This window comes from Acidimicrobiales bacterium, from assembly GCA_036273495.1.
GTDB lineage: Bacteria > Actinomycetota > Acidimicrobiia > Acidimicrobiales > JAJPHE01 > DASSEU01.
This window is the reverse complement of the sequence record DASUHN010000361.1, coordinates 1-3,477: the sequence shown is the minus strand read 5'-3', so window position 1 is coordinate 3,477 and position 3,477 is coordinate 1. Positions and strand designations below refer to the sequence as shown.

The window sequence follows — 3,477 nt, the reverse complement described above, 5'->3', positions numbered from 1 at the left end:
ACCTCATCGTCCGAGGGGGCCGAGGGCCCGGAGGCGCCGGCCGCGGCCGACTCGGAGGACGACTGCTCGTACAGGCGGGAGGCGAAGCTCTGGCTGGCCTTCATCAGCGTCTCGGTGGCGCTGCGCAAGGCCTCCACGTCGCTGCCGTTGAGCGCCTCCTTGAGGGTCGTGAGGCCCGACTCGACCTGGGTCTTCTCGTCCCCGCTGAACTTCTCCCCCTGCTCCTGGAGCAGCTTCTCGGTCTGGTAGACGAGCGAGTCCGCGGCGTTGCGCGCGTCGGCCTCCTCCTTGCGCCGGCGGTCGTCGGCGGCATGGGCCTCGGCGTCGCGGACCATGCGGTCGATCTCGTCCTTGGACAGGGACGACTGGCCGGTGATGGTCATCGACTGCTCCTTGCCCGTGGCCCGGTCCTTGGCCGCCACGTGGACGATGCCGTTGGCGTCGATGTCGAAGGTGACCTCGATCTGCGGCACCCCCCGGGGGGCGGGAGGCAGGTCGACGAGCTGGAACTTGCCGAGCGTCTTGTTGTACATCGCCATCTCACGCTCACCCTGCAGCACGTGGATCTCCACCGACGGCTGGGCGTCCTCGGCGGTGGTGAACACCTCGGTCCGCTTGGTGGGAATGGTCGTGTTGCGCTCGATGAGCTTGGTCATGACGCCGCCCTTGGTCTCGATGCCGAGCGACAGCGGGGTGACGTCGAGGAGCAGGACGTCTTTGACCTCGCCCTTCAGCACGCCGGCCTGGATGGCGGCGCCCACGGCCACGACCTCGTCCGGGTTCACGCCCTTGTGGGGGTCCTTGCCGGTCAGGCTCTTCACCAGGTCCTGAATGGCGGGCATCCGGGTGGAGCCCCCGACCAGGATCACGTGGTCGACCTGCTCCTTCTTGAGGCCGGCATCGGAGATCGCCTGGTCGAACGGGCCCCGGCACGCCTCCACGAGGTCGGCGGTCAGCTCGTTGAACTTGGCCCGCGAGAGGCTCATCTCGAGGTGCTTGGGGCCGTCGGACGTGGCGGTGATGAACGGCAGGTTGATGGTCGTCTCCATCACCTGCGACAGCTCGATCTTGGCCTTCTCCGCCGCCTCCTTCAGGCGCTGGAGGGCCATCTTGTCGTTGGAGAGGTCGACGCCCTCGGTGTTCTTGAACGAGGTCACGAGCCAGTCGATGACCCGCTGGTCCCAGTCGTCGCCCCCGAGATGGGTGTTCCCGGAGGTGGACTTCACCTCGAACACGCCCTCACCGATCTCGAGCACCGAGACGTCGAAGGTCCCGCCGCCGAGGTCGAACACCAGGACGGTCTGGTCGGCGCCCTCCTTGTCGAGCCCGTAGGCCAGGGCGGCCGCGGTCGGCTCGTTGATGATGCGCAGCACCTCGAGCCCGGCGATCTGGCCCGCCTCCTTGGTGGCGGTGCGCTGGGCGTCGTCGAAGTAGGCGGGGACGGTGATCACGGCCTGGTTGACGGTGTCCCCGAGGTACGCCTCGGCGTCCCTCTTGAGCTTCATGAGGATGCGGGCCGAGATCTCCTGGGCCGTGTACGACTTGCCGTCCAGGTCGGTCGTCCAGCTGGTCCCCATGTGCCGCTTGACGGACCGGATGGTCCGGTCGGGGTTGGTGATGGCCTGGCGCTTGGCGACCTCGCCCACCAGGACCTCCCCGCCCTTGGCGAAGCCGACCACGGACGGAGTGGTGCGACCCCCTTCGGCGTTGGGGATGACCGTGGGCTCTCCGGCCTCCAGGACCGCCACGACGGAGTTGGTGGTGCCGAGGTCGATGCCTACTGCCTTGGGCATGGGCTACTTGCCTCCCTGATTCTCTTTCGTTGGTGGAATGCTAACAAACTTGAGCGTGGTCATATCAACCTGTCTGCCTGAGATGCTATTCCCCGGCCGGCGGTAGCGTTTTCCCGTGCCCCGCCTCGCCCTTCTCCGCCACGGGGAGAGCGAGTGGAACCTCCGGAACCTGTTCACGGGCTGGGTCGACGTGGACCTGTCCCCCACCGGGGAGAAGGAGGCGGGCGAAGCCGGCCGGCTCATGGCCACCGCCGCCCTCGCCCCCCAGGTCGTCTACACGAGCGTCCTCACCCGGGCGGTCCGCACCGCCGACCTGGCCCTCCGGGAGATGGGGATGAGCTGGCTCCCGACGGTCCGCCACTGGCGGCTCAACGAGCGCCACTACGGGGGGCTCCAGGGCCTGGACAAGAAGGAGACCGCCGAGCGCTTCGGGGCCGACCAGGTGAAGCTGTGGCGGCGGAGCTACGACGTGCCCCCGCCCGAGCTGGACGAGGGCTCCGACATGCTCCCCACCCGCGACCCCCGCTACCGGGCGGTCCCCCGGGACCAGCTGCCCTCCACCGAGTGCCTGGCCGACGTGGTGGCCCGGCTCCTTCCGTACTGGCACGAGGCGATCTGCGCCGACCTGGCCGACGGCCGGGAGGTCCTGGTGGTGGCCCACGGCAACTCGCTGCGGGCCCTGATCAAGCACCTCGAGGGGATCCCGGACTCGGAGATCGTGGGCCTGGAGGTCCCCACCGGGGTGCCCCGGGTCTACGACCTGGACCCCGGGGATCCATGCCGGGTCCTGGACCGCCGCTGGCTGGGGGACCCCGACGAGGTGGCGGCCCGGGCCCGCCGGGTCGCCGAGCAGGCCGGCGGGGCCCCGTCCGGGCAGACATAGCGGACTCCTCTGTACGATTCGCGCAATGGCTGCAGACAAGAAGATCGACCATCTGGGGGACACGTGGCTGTTCTCGGCCTGCTCGCGCAAGGAGCTGGCCCGGGTGGCCCGGAGCTGTGACGAGATCGAGGTCCCGGCGGGACGGGTGCTCACCACCGAGGGGGAGACGGGCCGGGAGTTCTTCGTGATCCGCGCCGGGCAGGCCACCGTCCGGCGGAACAACCGCAAGATCGCCAGCCTGGGACCCGGTCAGTACTTCGGGGAGCTCTCGCTCCTGGGCCGGCTGCCCCGCAACTCGACCATCACCGCCGATACCGACATGGACCTGCTGGTCCTGGGCCAGCGGGAGCTCTCGGCCATGATCGAGGACGTGCCGACGATCGCCCACAAGATGCTCGAGGCCATGGCCCAGCGGCTGTCCGAGTCCGACACCCGGATGGTCAGCTGACGTAGCAGCCCGCCCGGGCCCCCTACGCCCCGGCTCCTCCGGACGGCGGGGCCCCGGCCCCGCCGGCGGCCGTCGGTCTCATGTTCCACAGCAGAAGCTCCGGGGTCTCCCGCTCGTGGCCGAGCACCGAGACCGCCCCGGCGTCGAGCACCAGGGCCCGGCCCCATTCCAGCCCCACCCACCGAGCGCCCAGGACGCGCAGGAAGTGGCCGTGGGAGAACAGCACCACGTCCCCGGCGTCCCCCTCCAGCAGACCGCCGACCCGCTCCACCACCCGGTCGGCGCGCCGGCCCACCTCGGCGGGTGTCTCCCCACCCGGGGCGCGGTCGGCCCAGATGTTCCAGCCCGGCCGG

At 70.1% G+C, this 3,477-nt stretch carries 4 protein-coding genes; 2 read left to right on the top strand and 2 right to left on the bottom strand.

The genetic code is table 11. The features are described 5' to 3' along the window. A partial coding sequence (gene dnaK / locus VFW24_15365; protein ID HEX5268144.1) for a molecular chaperone DnaK occupies positions 1–1,793 on the bottom strand: 1,793 nt, incomplete at its 3' end. Between the two features lie 115 nt (positions 1,794–1,908). Here dnaK and gpmA point away from each other — a divergent pair. Together gpmA and VFW24_15355 are read left to right on the top strand one after the other, a co-directional pair. Beyond that, complete coding sequence (gene gpmA, locus VFW24_15360; GenBank protein ID HEX5268143.1) at positions 1,909–2,676, top strand: 2,3-diphosphoglycerate-dependent phosphoglycerate mutase; 768 nt, start codon at positions 1,909–1,911, stop codon at positions 2,674–2,676. Positions 2,677–2,701: 25 nt separating this feature from the next. Next, positions 2,702–3,124 (top strand): cyclic nucleotide-binding domain-containing protein, encoded by a 423-nt coding sequence (locus tag VFW24_15355; protein HEX5268142.1) that lies wholly within the window; start codon positions 2,702–2,704, stop codon positions 3,122–3,124. Positions 3,125–3,146: 22 nt separating this feature from the next. On the opposite strand, the gene VFW24_15350 is transcribed toward VFW24_15355, so the two are convergent. Next, positions 3,147–3,477: histidine phosphatase family protein (locus tag VFW24_15350; GenBank protein HEX5268141.1), on the bottom strand; the 331-nt coding region annotated here is incomplete at its 5' end.